This window comes from Streptococcus sp. S5, from assembly GCF_034134805.1.
GTDB lineage: Bacteria > Bacillota > Bacilli > Lactobacillales > Streptococcaceae > Streptococcus > Streptococcus lingualis.
Window position 1 is genome coordinate 440,232 of the sequence record NZ_CP139419.1, and the last position, 15,071, is coordinate 455,302.

Here is a 15,071-nt window from a genome sequence, read left to right on the forward strand (position 1 = left end):
AATCGCTTGCAAAATAGGCTTGTAAAAGAGTATACTAAATAAGGAAAAACATTTTTAAAAGGAGTTTAGGATGAAGAAGCACTATTTTCGATCAGCTGTAGCAGCCTTGCTTCCGCTTTTGTTGATTGCTCAACCTGTTGAGGCTTGTACAGGGTTCATCATCGGGAAGAAACTGACTGCCGATGGTTCGACCTTGGTAGGGCGTACCGAAGATTTAGAACCCAACCATAATAAAAATTTTGTGGTCAGAGAGCGTGTCTACAATAAAAAAGGAGCCATTTTTGAAGATGCTGCCAACGGTTTTCAATATCCCTTGCCAGAGATTAGCTATAAGTATACAGCGGTCCCGGATGTCACCCCTGATCAAGGGATTTTTGACGAAGCAGGATTCAATGAATATGGAGTTTCCATTTCTGCCACTGTATCTGCTTCAGCAAATGACAAGATCCAAAAGGTGGATCCCTATGTCAAGGATGGCCTCGCAGAATCGGGCTTGACCAGTATCGTTCTCCCAAGTGTGAAAACCGCAAGAGAAGGGGTTGAACTCATTGCTAAAATCGTCGAAGAAAAAGGCGCTGCAGAAGGAAGTATTGTGACTATTGCCGATAAAGAAGGCGTCTGGTATATGGAAATCCTATCTGGCCATCAATATGCGGCGATTCTCTTCCCAGAGGATCGATTTGCGGTCTTTCCAAATACTTTCTTCTTAGGGCATGTCGATCTGTCAGATACCGAACGCACGATCGCCTCAAAAGATCTTGAAAAAGTCGCCAAAGAAGCCAATAGCTATAAGGAAGTGGACGGAAAATTCCACGTTTCTCAATCCTATAATCCGCCTTTGCAAGAAGCAGATCGCTCACGGGTTTGGTCGGGAATCAAATCGCTAGACCCAAGCTCTCCTGTTAAATATGACGATGCGTCCTTTGACCTTCTTCATACAACCGATCGAAAATTAACCCTCCGCGATGCCATGAATCTCCAACGCAATCGTTTGGAAGGAACCAAATATAAACCACAGGATCAAATGGAGCTAGATGGAAAAGGCATTCCGAAAAAAGGAGAGTTTGATGAGGTTTATAAATATCCTATTTCCAATCCAAATGTCATGGAGGCCCATATTTTCCAACTGAAAGATGATGTCCCAGCGAGTGCAGGTGGAGGCACCATGTGGCTGTCGATGGGCAGTCCACGAAATGCTCCATACCTACCCTACTATGGCAATATTCTCAACACCTATCAAGCCTACCAAGAATTAGGGGATCATTACAATGATCGCTCTTGGTATTGGACCATTTCAAGAATCAATGACCTTGTGGCCAAGTATCCAGATTTATTCGAAGATGGGGCGATTCGTACTGAAATGGAACGATTGGAGTCTCAGTGGATGGTCGAACAAGATCTGAGTGATAAGGAGCAAATTGCCCTTGCTTCTCAGCCTGAAGAAGCGAGTGAGAAGGCAACAGAGGAAAGCTTGGCAAGAGCTGAGAAAACCTTCGAACGCTTGCAAGAAATCAGAAAAGAAGCAGAACAAAAGGTAGCAGATGAACACGGAAAAAGTGCTCTGCAGGATTTAGATGACGAAGAAGATGCTGCTTATGAAGAAAAGATTGATCTCGTTGAATTTGACTATGATTACATTCTAGCAGCAGGCTTATTCGGGGCAACCCTTCTAGCGATTGTGATCTACCTGATTCGCTCAAAGAAACAAAAGGGAGGAAAACAAGATGACTAAAATTCAAAGAGCCTCGATCTATCTTTTTCTACTGTTGGCAGGAATTGGCTTGGAGTTTGAACTCGGTCATCTTTCTCAACAAGAATTTAGCCAGTCTGCAGGCAGAGATTTGGTCTTAAACTTGTCTGTCTTAGCTGCTATTATTATCCCGCTCTATCTCTTTTCAAAACGATTGGCCAAGCAGTTGACTGTCCCAACCTATCTCTTATGGATTGCCATGTTTGGAGGAGCCTTCGTAGCAGGCTGGTTGAGCTTTTCAGGCAATAGCTTGATTGATATTATGAATAGCCATGTGATCAAGGATGCCACTGTCTTTAACAAGTGGACCGATGCCTTGACGGCCCCATTTTCAGAGGAATTCTTTAAGGCCCTAGTTGCCTTTTGGGTTGTCTTGATGGTTGGCAAGAAAGATCTAAAAGCGATTCTAATTGCAGGCTTGGGCTCTGGCTTTGGTTTTCAAATCATTGAGGATTTAGGGTACGTTGCCCGCCAAACCAAAACCAGCCAATTAGCCGCGGTTACTGAGGCCATTAACCGGATCTCTGGTGGATTAGCTTCACATGCCCTCTATACAGCTGTTGTATCAGTTGGTGTCTTCCTCTTGTTGTCTCAAGTGACCCAGCAAAAGGAAAAACTTTTTGGGCTCTGGTGTGTTCTCTCAACAGTAGCCAATCACTTCTTATGGAACTCTCCGTTTTATGAAACAGACCATCGGATTAATCTTCTCGTCGGACTGCTCTTTGCCGTCCAAGTAGGGACCTTTATCGAAGTGGTGCTCTATACCAAGAAACATCCCGAGTTGCCATTTTTAAAACAATAAGAAAATTTTTTCAAACACAAAAGAACTAAGACGTGGGTCTTAGTTCTTTTATTTTCTCAATTCTTGTAAGAGTGTTTGTGCCTTTTCTAAATTAAAGGGTTTGTTTTCAAGGAGTTGGCTGACCAATCGGGGAACTTCCTCTTCCTTAGCTCCTGCTAGAAGGGCTAGGGAGCGTGCTTGGAGTTTCATATGTCCTGCTTGGATCCCTGTAGTCACTAAGGCTTTCAAGGCAGCGAAATTCTGTGCTAAACCGAGAGAAGCGATGATACCTGCTAATTCAATAGCAGAAGGCACTCCTAGCAAACGGTGGCTGACTTGAACCGTTGGGTTGAGGCCAATCGAGCCTCCTTTTGTCGCAACCGGCATTGGTAGGGTGATCTCACCATAGAGTTTTTTCTCTTCCGGCTGACTTGTCCAGTGACTCAAACCCTTGTAAGAACCACTTTGTGCAGCATAGGCATGGGCTCCTGCTTCGATGGCCCGCCAGTCATTGCCTGTTGCAAGGACCAGGGCATCAATCCCATTAAAAATTCCCTTGTTATGAGTAGCCGCACGGTAAGGATCCACTTGAGCCAATTGGCTAGCTAGCTCCATCCGGTGGGCAATCTCAATGGCTTCCTCAGGATTTCGACTCAGTGCTTTAAAATCGATGGCACACCGTGCACTCACCAAAGAGCGAGTGGCCAAGTTGGATAAAATTGCCATCAAAGCCTGACCGTCAGAGAGTTCCTGGATGCGATCGGTCAGAGCTTCCAGCATCGTGTTGAGCATATTGGCTCCCATGGCTTCTTTGGGATCGACAGCCAAGTAGACAATAAGAAAGTCCCCCTTGTTTTCGACCCAAAGATCTCTCGCTCCACCTCCACGCTTAACGATAGAAGGATAGGCTTCATTAGCCAGCTGAAGAAGGGTTTCCTTGTCTTCGAGGATGCGCCTGCTAGCAACTTCTATGTCTTCAACATCCGTCAGAGCGATCTCACCGATCATTTGGCGTTGGTGCACCTGGGTGGTGAAACCGCCCGAACGTTGGATTAGCTTGGCTGCAAAGCTGGCAGCCGCGACCACGGATGGCTCTTCTGTGACCATGGGAAGGACATAGTCACGACCATTGATCAGGAAATAAGGAGCAAGGCTAAAAGGCAAGTCAAAAGTCGACAAGACATTTTCTGTCAATTGATCTGCAATAGAAAGGGGAAGTCCCTTTTGTTCTTTTAAGATCTGTGCTTCATCCCAAGTTAAGAGGCCTTCCTTCAGTAAGGCCTCTATGCGTTCTGTGGGAGAAAGTTTTGCAAAACCTGGTAATCGTGCCATTATTTTTCTACTTTCTGGTAAGTGCGTTGGTGTTCCTTGATCTCTGTCAAAGCAAAAGTTTGATTCGTAGCAGGCTCAAACACTTGATTGCCACTAGGATCTAGATCTACTTCCTCATAAAAGAGTCGTTCGTAGTCAGCAACACTAAGAACCGTACGTTGGTCCAGTTTTTCCATGCGTTTGTGATCTAAGAGTTGCTCAAAACCAGGAACGAGATTGGCGCTAAAGATCTCAGAAACCGCTCCACTTCCATAGCTAAAGAGGGCGATTTGGTCCCCAGCTTTGAGTTGGGGGTCATTTTCCAATAGTGACAGCAAGCCTAGGAAAAGAGATCCAGTGTAGATATTTCCCACGCGTTGGCTGTATAGAATCGATTGATCAAAGTTGTATTGTAATTGATCTTTTTTCTCTTCTGACACTGACTTATCCAGGATTTTTTTCAAGCCCTTGAGAGCTAATTTCGGATAAGGCAAGTGGAAGCAGACAGCCGCAAAGTCTGTCAAGGCAAGGCCAGTCCGTTTCTGGTATTCCGCCCAGGTTGTTTTCAGAGAATCTAGATATTGTTGCGTTGAATAAATCCCATTCACGAAGGGAGTTGTCGCGTAATTTGGACGCCAAAAATCCATGACATCGCGTGTTTGGGCAACATTATCATCGTTAAAAGATAGAACACGAGGATTTTGGCTGATCAGCATAGCAACCGCTCCAGCCCCCTGTGTTGGTTCTCCAGGAGTTCCAATTCCGTATTTAGCAATGTCACTGGCAATGACCAAAACCTTACTCTGTGGGAATTTTTCAACATGGAGTTTAGCATAATCCAAGGCAGCAGTCGCAGCATAGCAGGCTTCTTTCATCTCAAAAGAGCGGGCGAAAGGCTGGATATCTAGTAAGCCATGGACAAACACAGCAGCAGCCTTACTCTGGTCAATTCCAGATTCTGTCGCAAGAATCACCATGTCGATCGCTTCTTTATCTTCGTCTGTTAAAATATCATCTGCTGCAGTAGCAGCCAATGTGACGATGTCTTCTGTGATCGGTGCAACACTTTGTTCTTTTAAGAGAAGACCCTTGCTCAGTTTTTCGGGATCGGTATCACGAGCAGCGGCCAAATCTTCTAAACGCAAGACATAAGGGCTCGTCGCAAAACCAATCTTATCAATCCCAATTGTCATTCTTAACCTCTTTTTTATTTGATATCTACTAGTATATTTCGTTACTATTTTACCATATTTAAGGGTAAAACTCCCTTGAAAAAGCTAGATCAGCAAGGAAATCATTCTCGGGACCGATTTTGCAATGTTTCAAAGAAAAAATAGAAAATCTATAAAAAAAGCCATCTTTAGATGGCTTTTCAACTCTTATGCTTGCTTATCTTTCTTAGGGTTACTCATAACCCGTATGAAGAGTTCTTTGCATTTGTCTCTTAGAACTTTTTCGTAGAAGACGAGTATAGCGATGTCCGCAATCAGAAAGATCAAGGTCAGATAGAACAAGTCAAATGAATTACGGGCATAGTAAGTCGCTGATAGATAGGAGGAGAAGGCTCCTAGAATCACCCAAGGAAGATACTTGATATACTTGTTTACCATCGTACAGTACCTCACATACTTTAAAGGATTTGTTTTTTCACTATCATTGTACTCCTTTTAAACAAAAATACAAGCGATTACATAGATAAGTTTTGAAAAACCAATGCTAGTTGGCATTGGTCATTTTTCTTTTTTGATGGCGTTGGTAAGAATGGTAGAGTTTCAAAACGACAGATCCACTAGCCATCCCGATGGAGATCACCAAGGCTAGAATAACCACCAGGGTCACGCTGGTCACTGCTTGGCGATATTGGCCACTGACAAAGAAGGAAGTGGTTCGATAGGAAATATATCCAGGTACCAAGGGTGCGAGAATGGACAACATAAAGACCACGACAGGCGTCTTGAGAATGATACTTAAAATCTGACTGATACAGGAGCCGACAATGGCTGCGATAAAGGTTGCAACGATAACATTGGTAGGCCCTTTCAGGATATAGTAGAGTAGCCAGATGCCCATACCGAGGATTCCTCCAGGAATCAACATGGAGCGCTGCACATTTAGGACAATTAAAAAGGTGATGATGGCAATCAAGCTGGCCACCGCTTGGATTAAAAATTCAGTTAGGTTCATCATTTTATTTCATAAGGACGAGGGCGACCGTTGTACCGGCACCAAGTGCAAGAGTAATGAGGAGAGTCTCAAAGAGTTTGCTCATCCCAGAGTTGAGGTGGTAATTCATCAGATCGCGGACGGCATTGGTCATAGCGATTCCAGGAACGAAGGGCATGACACAGCCTGCGATAATGAGATCGGTATTGGAAGGAAAACCACTATAGCGCGTCCAGATATGGGCCAAAAAACCAAAGACAAAGGCGGCCGCAAAGGCAGTGACAAAAGGAATGCGAACGTATTTCTCAACGACAAGAGAAAAAGCAAAGGCAAAGACAGTCGCAATACCCGCTCCAATCGCATCATAGAAATTTCCTCCAAACATGATGGAGAAGAAAGGCGCACTAAGAGTTGCCGCAATGGTCAACTGGAGATTGGTATAAGGAACGCGCTTCATTTTCAACTCGCTCAGGGCTTTGTAGGCTTGCTCGAGATCTATCTCTCCAGAGACGAGTTGACGGGAGATCTGATTGACGTCACAGACCTTTTCGATATTGTAATTGGTCCGCAAGATCCGTTTCATGCGCGTGACATTGGCATTCTCGATTGAAAAGAAAATAGCGACTGGCATCGCTAAAACATTGCAATCGACGATTCCCTGTGAATGGGCGATCCGGATCATGGTATCTTCGACCCGGTGAATCTCAGAACCGCTCTCGATCAGGAGGGTTCCAGCTAACATCAGGACGTCGATCACTTGGTTGATCTGTTTTGACTCTTCCATAATTTCCTTCTTACTAAATAATCTGTTTCTATTATAGCAAAAAAGGACGAGAGACAGAACTAAAATTTGACAATTCTAGTTTGTTTCTTATCCTTTCTGAATTCGTTTAAAATAGCTATTGTTTAGGCTTATCATTCGCTAACTCGGGTGGTGGTGCTGCACGGTGCTGTCCTGGACGAGAAGGGTTGCTAAAAAGATCAGTGCAATCAGGATAAAGAGCCAAATAATAGCGAAAATAAATGTTAAAAACATAGGATCACCCCTTCTATCTTATTTACAGCTCTACTATAACACTTGGAGAAAGCGCTGTCAAACTCTATATAGTAGGCTCTTAAACTCTTTCAAAATTCAGAATACTCTTGCGATGGGGATGAAAAAACCAGCCGTTTCCGACTGGTTTTTAAGACCTATTTGAATCTTAGTTCAAGGCATCATCCATTGAAAGAACTTCGTGGAAGACACGTTGTGTCAATTCAGTTTTTTGTTCTGGAGTGAGGTATTTAGTGTTTACACAGTATCCAGAGATACGAACGATAACGTCTTCACCTGACATGATCTTTTCGTAAACATCGTTCAAGTCCATAACGTTCAAGTTACAGTGTTGTCCACCGTTTTCGAAGTATCCATCAAGGATGGTTACCAAGTTATCAACTTGTTCGTCACGAGTTTTACCAAGAGCACGTGGTGATACTTGAGTAGTGAGTGAGATACCATCAGCTGCGTAACCAAAGTCAAGGCTAGCAAGTGAGTTCAAGTTTTGCAACCATCCACCTTTAGCTTTGTTAGATGGGTTAGCACCTGGTGAGAAGAATTCCAATTTAGACAAGTTCACAGAACCATCTTCGTTGAGGTATACCCCTTTGTGGACTGGTGAGTTACCAGTTTGTTTAGAGTAAGCAACGTTAGAAGTGATGGTAAGAAGTGAAACAGTTGCTTCAGCGTTCTTGTAAAGTTTGTGGCTGCGAAGACGAGTAGTGTAAGCTTCGATCAACCATTCTGCCAATTCGTTAGAACGTGGGTCATCTTCACCCCAACGTGGGTATTCACCGATTGTTTCGTAATCGTAGATGTAGCCATCTTCGTCACGGATTGGTTTAACAGTAGCGTATTTGATTGCTGACAAAGTATCAACAGTGTTAGCGAATCCACAGATACCGAATCCCATGTTAGCGCGTTGGTGAGTTGGCAAGAAGGCCATTTGAACAGCTTCGTAGTTGTACTTATCAGTCATGTAGTGGATGATGTTCAAAGCATCTACGTAAGTGTCTGTCAACCAGTCAAGAGATTTTTCGAAGTTTGCTTTAACGGATTCGAATTCAAGAACTTCGTCACGGATTGGATCGATGTCAAATACTTTATAGTCTTTATGAACATCGTCGTAACCACCGTTCAAACCAGTAAGAAGAGCTTTAAGCACGTTAACACGAGCACCGAAGTATTGGATGTTGTGGCGTTGTTCTTCGTTTTCTGGGTCAAGTGGAGATACACAACATGAGATACAGCTCATTTCACCGTATCCGTCTTTGGCCATTGTTGTTACACCTTCGTATTGGATAGAAGAGTGTTTGTGGCTCATGTGCATACAGTAGCGACGGAAGCTATATGGCAATTTGTCAGTCCAAAGAACTGTCAAGTTTGGTTCTGGAGAGTTACCGATGTTGTCCAAAGTGTTCAAGAAACGGTAGTCCATCTTAGTAACACGGTGACGTCCGTCGTTACCCATACCAGCCATAGAAGTTGTGATGAAGGTTGGGTCACCTGAGTACAATTGGTCGTAAGCTTTTGTACGAGCAAATTTAACAGTACGCAATTTCATAACGAAATCGTCAACGAATTCTTGGATTTCTGATTCAGTAAATGTACCACGAGCCAAGTCACGTTCAGCGTAGATATCCAAAACGATTGGCACACGTCCAAGAGAAGTAGCAGCACCGTTGATCACACGGCAGACAGCCATGAAGGCGATGTTTGTCCATTGGATTGCTTCTTTTGTATTGAAGGCAGGACGACGCACATCTACACCATAAAGGTCACCCAATTTAACAACTTCTTGAAGTGCTTGGTATTGAAGGTTTACTTCTTCACGAAGACGGATTGATTCTTCATCAATTTCAGTAATAGAGTTCCAGTCGTTTGCTTTTTCAGCCATCAAGTAGTCAGCACCGTAAAGAGCCAAACGAGCATAAACCCCGATGATACGTCCACGAGAGTAAGCATCTGGAAGACCAGTTACAGTGTGAGCGTGACGAGCACGACGGATGTTAGAAGTGTAAGCGCGGAAGATACCGTCGTTTACAGTTGTAACGTATTTTGTGAAGATTTCATGAACTGCAGGATCTGGTTCGTATCCATTTTCTTTCAAAGTAGTTTCTGCCATACGGATACCACCACGAGGCATAAAGTTCAATTTGAACAATTCATCATTTTGGATACCGAAGATCACTTCGTTTTCTTTATCGATATATCCAGCTGCGATATCACCGATAGATGTTGGACGGTTATCGTATGGGAAACGAGTTTCTTCATAATGAGCTTTCGTTTCTTCAACAATTTTTTTGATGTGAAGAGAACGTTCAGTTGGACCAGCTAGGAAGCTTTCATCTCCATCATATGGTGTGTAGTTAGCTTGAACGAAGCGAGAAACGCTTGCTTTTTCTTTCCAATCTTCACCTTTGAAGCCTTCCCAGGCTTTGTCAAAAATATCTTGTGCTTCAACGACTGTTTTAACAACCATTTTTATTTTCCTCTATTGTCTTTCTAGCAACTATATCTGTTGCACTTACAATAGTAGTATACCATACAGAAATCGGTTACACAAAGGCGAATTGCGAAAAACAGCAGATTCTTTTGTAATACAGTTTCAAATCCTCTGCGATACTGTACTATATTTTTGAAAACAAACACAGTTTTTCAACAATTTTCATGTTTTCTGGAGAGCCGATTTTTGCAATTCTGAAATTTTCTTCCTATAATAGAAAGAAAGGAGGGTGAAAAATGCTGATATTTCCATTAGTGAATGATACCAGTCGCAAGATTATTCATATTGATATGGATGCATTTTTTGCTGCCGTCGAAGAAAGAGACAACCCTAGTTTAAAGGGTAAGCCTGTCGTAATTGGCCAGGACCCTCGTCAATCAGGAGGGAGAGGTGTGGTCTCGACCTGTAACTATGAAGCACGGAAATATGGCATTCATTCGGCCATGAGTTCCAAAGAAGCGCTGGATCTTTGTCCCCAAGCGATTTTTATCTCTGGAAATTATGAGAAATACCGAGAAGTGGGTGAGCAGGTTCGTGAGATTTTCAAGCACTATACAGATGTGATCGAGCCCATGAGTATTGATGAAGCCTATCTAGATGTGACGGAAAATAAAATTCAGAGCAAATCAGCTGTCAAGATTGCTCGCTTGATTCAGCATGCGATCTGGGAAGAGCTGCATCTCACAGCTTCAGCAGGTGTCTCTTATAATAAGTTTTTGGCAAAGATGGCAAGTGACTACCAAAAACCCCGTGGCCTAACGGTGGTCTTGCCGGAGGATGCCGAGGATTTCCTGAGCCAGATGGACATTGCCAAATTTCACGGGGTAGGAAAGAAGACAGTGGAGCGGCTGCATGAGATGGGGATCTATACTGGCGCGGATCTTTTAGCCATTCCGGAGATGACCTTGATCGATCGATTTGGGCGCTTTGGATATGATCTCTTTCGTAAGGCGCGAGGGATTCACAATAGCCCTGTCAAGAGCCATCGTATCCGCAAGTCGATCGGAAAAGAGCGGACCTACCGCAAGCTCCTTTATGCTGAGGATGATATTTTAGAAGAAATTGCCAATCTGTCCAGTAAGGTAGCCCAATCGCTGGAAAAACACGGCAAGCAAGGCAAGACCTTGGTTTTAAAAGTGCGCTATGGAGACTTTACTACCCTGACCAAGCGAATGACATTGACGGAGCCAATACGAGAGGCTGAACGGATCAATCGTTCTGCTCGCCAAATTTTTCAAGAAATTGAGTCGACAAATACTGGAGTCCGCCTCTTGGGTGTCACCATGACCAATTTCGTCGATCATACCGAGTTGCCTTTGGTGGAAGAAAAAGAAAACGACTAGTTTGTTCACTAGTCGTATTTTTTGATGTCAAAAAAGGCCGCAATTTCTTCTTCAGTCAGTCCGATCATAGGAGAGATGGTGTGGAGATTTTCTTCAGTCAGTCGATAGACAGTCGGTTCATCAGGCTCAGCCTTCCTTTCAACAGTTTCTTCCTTGCTTCGTGTAGACTCGACTGTAGCAGAAGAGGTGGCAACGGCTGAAGAAGAGGCTTTGGTTGCCTCGCCTCCATCCAGGTCCTTGAAGCGCTCCACCAAGTAGGTCTTGCGCGCAGTACCGGTATTTTTAGTAGCGTAATCAAAGGCGCTGTATTCTCCTAAGAGAATCAGCTTGCTCTTAGAGCGCGTGATGGCGGTATAGATCAAATTGCGCTGCAACATCCGGTGGCTTTGATTGGTAATGGGTAAAATCACTACCGGAAATTCGCTTCCTTGCGATTTGTGAATACTCATCGCATAGGCTAAGCGAATTTTGTACCAATCATTGCGCGGGTAGACGATTTCATTGCCATCAAATTGGATGGTCAATTCATCTTGCTTGGATTCCGTATATTTTCCTGGGAGAAGGTCGATGATGTAGCCAATATCTCCATTAAAGACATTGCTTTCCGCATCATTGACCAGATGGATGACCTTATCCCCATCGCGGTATTGGCAGTCTGGCGAGTCAAAGACGACCTGGCCTTTGACAGCTGGATTGAGAAGGTCTTGCATGAGCGTATTGATATTGTCAATGCCGGCTTGGCCCTTGTACATGGGTGCCAAGACTTGGATATCTCGAGCAGGGATTTGACTGCGAAGGGCAGCAGAAGTGATTTGTTCGATCATCTTAGGGATGTGTTCACTTCCGGCTTCGAAATAAGAGCGGTCAGCTTTTCGTTCTGTGAAATCTTGAGGAAGCTTGCCTTGGCGAATGTCTCCTGCTAGTGAGACAATGGTCGAGTCCTCACTCTGTCGGAAAATATGTTCCAGTTTGGTCTGAGGGATGCTTGGAATCTGCAAGAGATCAGCCAAGACCTGACCAGGGCTGACGGAAGGTAATTGGTCAGCATCTCCCACAATCAAGAGTTTGGTATCCGTTGCAATGTTGCTAAGTAATTGATTAGCCAGCCAGGTATCAACCATGGAAAATTCGTCCACAATGATAAAGTCTGCATCCAGATAGTCCTCTAAGTGGCTGGTGTCATCATCTCCTGTCATCCCCAAATGGCGGTGGATGGTGGCGCTCGGAAGTCCTGTTAGTTCATTCATGCGTCTAGCTGCCCGTCCCGTTGGAGCAGCCAAGAGGATCGGCAGGTCTTGTTTCTTCCGAAGATCCAGATGGTGGAGTTGAGCATAGACGCTGATCATCCCATTGATAACGGTAGTCTTTCCTGTCCCCGGTCCCCCGGTGAGGATAAAGACCTTATTTTGGATAGCTTGGTGAATCGCCTCTTTTTGAATCGCATCGTAGCGAATCCCTAAATCTTTTTCAACCTCCTCAATCGCCTGGTTGATTTTCTCAGGGTCAAATGAAGTCGACTTTCCTTTTTCCAATAATCGACCGATATGACTACGAATCCCTTCCTCCGCAAAGAAAAGACTGTTGTCAAAGATCTTGGTATCCACGTTTTGGACCTTGTCTTCCTCGATGAGGCGTCCTAATTCTTGGGCGACAGTGGAAGGATCCAATTCTACTGGACGAGCTGATTCTAGGAGGTCAATGGTATAGCGCAGGAGGTCCTTGGCTTCGATATAGGTATTTCCAGTCTCGATAGAGTAGCTAAAAAGGCTGTGGATCAGACCTGCTCGGAAACGCTCAGGGGCGTCACTTGCAATCCCCAATTCTTCGGCTAGTTGGTCCGCGATTTTAAAGCCCATGCCTTGGATATCTTCCACCAATCGGTAGGGCTGTTGCTCCACGATCTGGAGGGTTTCTTCTTTATAAAAGTCTTGGATCTGAAAGGCCAATTTATTGGGAATGCCATAGTTGGCTAGTTGGGCGAGAATGCGCTCCGTTCCGTAATTCTGACGGAGTTTTTCTACAAAAGCCAGGCGGTTTTTCTTGGAGAGACCTGTGATTTCTTCTAATTTTTCAGGGGCTTCCAGAATTTTGTCAATGGTATCGTCCCCATAGAGGTCCACGATTTTTTGGGCTGTTTTGAGACCAATTCCTTTGAAGTGATCGCTGGAAAAATATTTCACCAAGCCCTTGCTAGAGGGTTTGGCACGTTCATAGCGACTGATTTTGAGCTGCTCTCCGTATTTAGGATGATGGACCAGCTCCCCCCAGAAGGTGTAGTCTTCGCCTTCCATGATATCTGCCATAGTACCCGTCACAATAATCTCAAAATCATCAAAGTCTTCGGCATCGGTATCGCTGATATCGAGCAAGAGGATTCGAAAAAAACTGCTGGGATTTTCAAAAATAATGCGCTCAATAGTACCAGAAAAATAATATTCCATCATTTCTTTCCTTTTTATAAAGCGAGGCTGGGACATACTTGTCTCAGCCTCAGTCTGTTAATCTATACTAATAAGTTTTGAAAGGGTAGATCGGCCATAGTCTAAAGACGGCTTGCCCTTTGATTTGTTCTTTCTTGAAAGCTCCGACCTGACGGCTATCTTTTGAAACGATCCGGTCATCTCCAAGTAGGAGGTATTCATCGTCGAGCAACTTCAAGGTGAATTTAGGATTGCCATCCTTGTCTACAGTAAAAGCTTGAGCTGTATTGGCCAATTGGCGGAAGAGTTCTCCGTTTTCTTCGAACCCTTTTCCAGTGTAGGTCGATTGCAATTTATCTTTTTTGAAACGAGCGATGTAGTCTTTCAAATAAGGCTCATTGGTTTTTTTCCCATTGATGTAGAGGGTATCGTTGTCGTATTGGATGGTATCTCCAGGAAGACCGATGACCCGCTTGACAATGTCCTTGGTCTTGCCGTCGTCGTCTTTTTCACTGGCAACGACAATGTCGAAACGATCAATCGAAAGGTGGTTGACCACAAGGAGATACTCGCTATCTGCTAGGGTTGGATCCATCGAATGGCCGTCCACCTTGACCGGAGCCCAGAGGTAGATGCGAGAGGCGATAATGAGACCAACAATAATACTGAAGAGGCCCCATTCTTTAAGGAATCTCACCACTGGTGAGCTAGATGACTGTTTTGAACTTCTTTTTGACATAACTTATCTTTCTAGTAATTTCTTTGCTTTTTCTGTGTTTTTAAAATGGAGTTTGGCACAATAATCCAGAGCTTTCATCCCGTAGGTCTGAAGCAATTTAGCAGCGACTTGGTCTGACTTTGCCCCTGCTCCACTAGGGAGATTAAAGCCAAGTTCCTTACCCAGATCTTCCAGATTTTGAAGGAAGAGATTGCGGGCGATGATGGAACTAACTGCAACAGCTAAATACTTACCTTCTGCTTTTTCTTCCAACTCAATGGCTTGGGTGACCTGATTTTTTTCAGCTTTCACATATTTTTGGTAGTTTTTAGCCGTCGTAAAGGCATCGATCACAATTCGCTCTGCTTGGACTCCTTTATTTAATAGAAGATAGATAGCCTGGTTGTGCAGGGCCACTTTGACCGAAACAGCATTGTAGCCAGAAGCAATGACTTCATTGTACTTCTTTGGAGATAATAAGAGTGCTTGGTGCTGGATGTTTTCCTCAAGGAGAGGAGCCAATTGCTGAATTTTTCGATCATCCAAGGTCTTTGAATCCCCAACACCGAGCTTTTTGAGCCAGTCGTGCTGGTCAGGTGTGACAAAGGATGCAACGACGGTAAGTCCACCAAAATAAGAGCCGTTTCCGACCTCGTCGGTTCCGATCATGGCTAGATCTTGTCCTGCAGATGAAGTAGTAGAACCTTTAGGGTTCCCAGCATCTTGCCCGAAAAAGGCCAGGTAAGGAGTAAGGTCATTGCCCTGAAGCAAGACTTTTCCAGACTTGTAGATCGAAACGGTCGCTCCCTCTAGTCGAAAGAAATAATCCATATGAGGATTCTTGCTTTGAGAGAGAGAACGGCGATAGGTATGGACAAAATCAAGGATTTGCTCCTGTGTTGGAGTGAGTGTCATACTTTCCATAACCACTATTGTACCACAAATTCAGGGAGAGAGGGAGCAAAAAGAAAGAAAGAATCTACTGGAAAATCCCTGTGAAGAGGGGCTTTGCTACTGACAAAGCTAGCCTTTTTTGGTATAAT

12 protein-coding genes are annotated in these 15,071 nt (G+C 44.2%); 3 read left to right on the forward strand and 9 right to left on the reverse strand.

Annotated features, from left to right (window positions below):
• Window positions 1–70 precede the first annotated feature (70 nt).
• Together SM123_RS02055 and SM123_RS02060 are read left to right on the forward strand one after the other, a co-directional pair.
• Entirely contained in the window at window positions 71–1,732 is a 1,662-nt protein-coding gene (locus SM123_RS02055) for a C69 family dipeptidase (RefSeq protein WP_320909719.1), read from the forward strand.
• Window positions 1,725–2,552: a PrsW family glutamic-type intramembrane protease gene (locus SM123_RS02060; RefSeq protein ID WP_118396443.1), complete on the forward strand. Its 828-nt coding sequence runs from the start codon at window positions 1,725–1,727 to the stop codon at window positions 2,550–2,552. The genes SM123_RS02055 and SM123_RS02060 overlap by 8 nt, the downstream gene beginning before the upstream one ends.
• A 48-nt stretch (window positions 2,553–2,600) precedes the next feature.
• On the opposite strand, the gene SM123_RS02065 is transcribed toward SM123_RS02060, so the two are convergent.
• From SM123_RS02065 to pflB, 6 genes are all read right to left on the reverse strand, one after another.
• Window positions 2,601–3,863, reverse strand: a complete 1,263-nt coding sequence (locus tag SM123_RS02065) for a hydroxymethylglutaryl-CoA reductase, degradative (protein ID WP_320909720.1) — start codon at window positions 3,861–3,863, stop codon at window positions 2,601–2,603.
• Window positions 3,863–5,035 carry a hydroxymethylglutaryl-CoA synthase gene (locus tag SM123_RS02070; protein ID WP_320909721.1) on the reverse strand — a complete coding sequence of 391 codons (1,173 nt, stop codon included), beginning with the start codon at window positions 5,033–5,035 and terminating at the stop codon, window positions 3,863–3,865. Before SM123_RS02070 ends, SM123_RS02065 begins: the two co-directional genes overlap by 1 nt.
• Before the next feature lie 186 nt (window positions 5,036–5,221).
• On the reverse strand, window positions 5,222–5,452 hold the full coding sequence (locus SM123_RS02075; protein WP_118095561.1) for a hypothetical protein: 231 nt from the start codon (window positions 5,450–5,452) through the stop codon (window positions 5,222–5,224).
• Window positions 5,453–5,558: 106 nt separating this feature from the next.
• Window positions 5,559–6,026: a threonine/serine exporter family protein gene (locus SM123_RS02080; protein WP_003005049.1), complete on the reverse strand. Its 468-nt coding sequence runs from the start codon at window positions 6,024–6,026 to the stop codon at window positions 5,559–5,561.
• A gap of 4 nt (window positions 6,027–6,030) precedes the next feature.
• Window positions 6,031–6,789, reverse strand: a complete 759-nt coding sequence (locus tag SM123_RS02085; protein ID WP_150906558.1) for a threonine/serine exporter family protein — start codon at window positions 6,787–6,789, stop codon at window positions 6,031–6,033.
• A gap of 418 nt (window positions 6,790–7,207) precedes the next feature.
• Entirely contained in the window at window positions 7,208–9,523 is a 2,316-nt protein-coding gene (gene pflB / locus SM123_RS02090; protein WP_320909722.1) for a formate C-acetyltransferase, read from the reverse strand.
• Window positions 9,524–9,783: 260 nt separating this feature from the next.
• On the opposite strand from pflB, the gene dinB reads away from it, so the two are divergent.
• Window positions 9,784–10,890 (forward strand): DNA polymerase IV, encoded by a 1,107-nt coding sequence (gene dinB, locus SM123_RS02095; RefSeq protein ID WP_320909723.1) that lies wholly within the window; start codon window positions 9,784–9,786, stop codon window positions 10,888–10,890.
• A gap of 8 nt (window positions 10,891–10,898) precedes the next feature.
• On the opposite strand, the gene recD2 is transcribed toward dinB, so the two are convergent.
• From recD2 to rnhC, 3 genes are all read right to left on the reverse strand, one after another.
• On the reverse strand, window positions 10,899–13,331 hold the full coding sequence (recD2, locus tag SM123_RS02100; protein ID WP_320909991.1) for an SF1B family DNA helicase RecD2: 2,433 nt from the start codon (window positions 13,329–13,331) through the stop codon (window positions 10,899–10,901).
• Between the two features lie 67 nt (window positions 13,332–13,398).
• Complete coding sequence (gene lepB, locus SM123_RS02105) at window positions 13,399–14,049, reverse strand: signal peptidase I (RefSeq protein WP_070590042.1); 651 nt, start codon at window positions 14,047–14,049, stop codon at window positions 13,399–13,401.
• 3 nt (window positions 14,050–14,052) lie between these two features.
• Window positions 14,053–14,952 (reverse strand): ribonuclease HIII, encoded by a 900-nt coding sequence (rnhC, locus tag SM123_RS02110; RefSeq protein WP_129299446.1) that lies wholly within the window; start codon window positions 14,950–14,952, stop codon window positions 14,053–14,055.
• Between the last annotated feature and the right edge of the window lie 119 nt (window positions 14,953–15,071).

What these genes read in the sequence shown, in the direction of transcription:
- dinB (WP_320909723.1), top strand. Translation starts at nt 9,784, where the DNA reads ATGCTGATATTTCCATTAGTGAATGATACCAGTCGCAAGATTATTCAT.
- SM123_RS02080 (WP_003005049.1), bottom strand. Translation starts at nt 6,026, where the DNA reads ATGAACCTAACTGAATTTTTAATCCAAGCGGTGGCCAGCTTGATTGCC.
- SM123_RS02060 (WP_118396443.1), top strand. Translation starts at nt 1,725, where the DNA reads ATGACTAAAATTCAAAGAGCCTCGATCTATCTTTTTCTACTGTTGGCA.
- SM123_RS02065 (WP_320909720.1), bottom strand. Translation starts at nt 3,863, where the DNA reads ATGGCACGATTACCAGGTTTTGCAAAACTTTCTCCCACAGAACGCATA.
- SM123_RS02070 (WP_320909721.1), bottom strand. Translation starts at nt 5,035, where the DNA reads ATGACAATTGGGATTGATAAGATTGGTTTTGCGACGAGCCCTTATGTC.
- SM123_RS02075 (WP_118095561.1), bottom strand. Translation starts at nt 5,452, where the DNA reads ATGGTAAACAAGTATATCAAGTATCTTCCTTGGGTGATTCTAGGAGCC.
- SM123_RS02085 (WP_150906558.1), bottom strand. Translation starts at nt 6,789, where the DNA reads ATGGAAGAGTCAAAACAGATCAACCAAGTGATCGACGTCCTGATGTTA.
- rnhC (WP_129299446.1), bottom strand. Translation starts at nt 14,952, where the DNA reads ATGGAAAGTATGACACTCACTCCAACACAGGAGCAAATCCTTGATTTT.
- lepB (WP_070590042.1), bottom strand. Translation starts at nt 14,049, where the DNA reads ATGTCAAAAAGAAGTTCAAAACAGTCATCTAGCTCACCAGTGGTGAGA.
- pflB (WP_320909722.1), bottom strand. Translation starts at nt 9,523, where the DNA reads ATGGTTGTTAAAACAGTCGTTGAAGCACAAGATATTTTTGACAAAGCC.
- SM123_RS02055 (WP_320909719.1), top strand. Translation starts at nt 71, where the DNA reads ATGAAGAAGCACTATTTTCGATCAGCTGTAGCAGCCTTGCTTCCGCTT.
- recD2 (WP_320909991.1), bottom strand. Translation starts at nt 13,331, where the DNA reads ATGGAATATTATTTTTCTGGTACTATTGAGCGCATTATTTTTGAAAAT.